The organism is Marinifilum breve (assembly GCF_003202155.1).
In the GTDB taxonomy this organism is placed as follows: Bacteria; Bacteroidota; Bacteroidia; order Bacteroidales; family Marinifilaceae; genus Marinifilum; species Marinifilum breve.
Map to the genome: position 1 here is coordinate 1 of NZ_QFLI01000118.1, position 489 is coordinate 489.

Annotated in this window: 1 protein-coding gene; it reads right to left on the bottom strand. The window is 59.5% G+C overall.

Translation table 11 applies throughout. The features are described from left to right. Window positions 1–129: 129 nt before the first annotated feature. Window positions 130–489: DUF885 family protein (locus tag DF185_RS23170; RefSeq protein ID WP_165836117.1), on the bottom strand; the 360-nt coding region annotated here is incomplete at its 5' end.

A 489-nucleotide genomic window follows, 5' to 3' on the forward strand; every position in this document is an offset into this window, starting at 1 on the left:
GCACGCGCCCATCAATAATCCTAGGGCCACAAGAATTGCGCAGAAACCAAACGCCCGCATGGTCACCTCCTTGATCACCCTTTCTCCATCAAAAGAAAAGCAAGGGGCCAAATCATGGCCAAAGAGGTGCTAACGCGATTTTTGTTTGGAGCCGATCCAGGCATCGACACGGTTATCCATGACGCGCAGCGGAAGCTCGCCGCCCGCCAAGATCAAAGCGTGGAAGCTGCGGATGTCAAAACCGGGGCCGAGGCCGATGCGGGCGCGATCGCGGGCCGCCACAATGCGATTGCGGCCGATTTCGCCCCCTGCGCCTACGCCTGGGCAGGCCATCATGCGATCCACAGCCAAAGCGGCATCAGGCCAGGCCAATCCCGCTTGGCTCTGCAGAAACACGATTGCGCTGTCGCGCGTTATGCCCTTGGTGGCCAAGTCGAAATCGCACATCAAGAAAGCGCAGCCGCGCAATTGGGCGCGCAAAAACCCGAT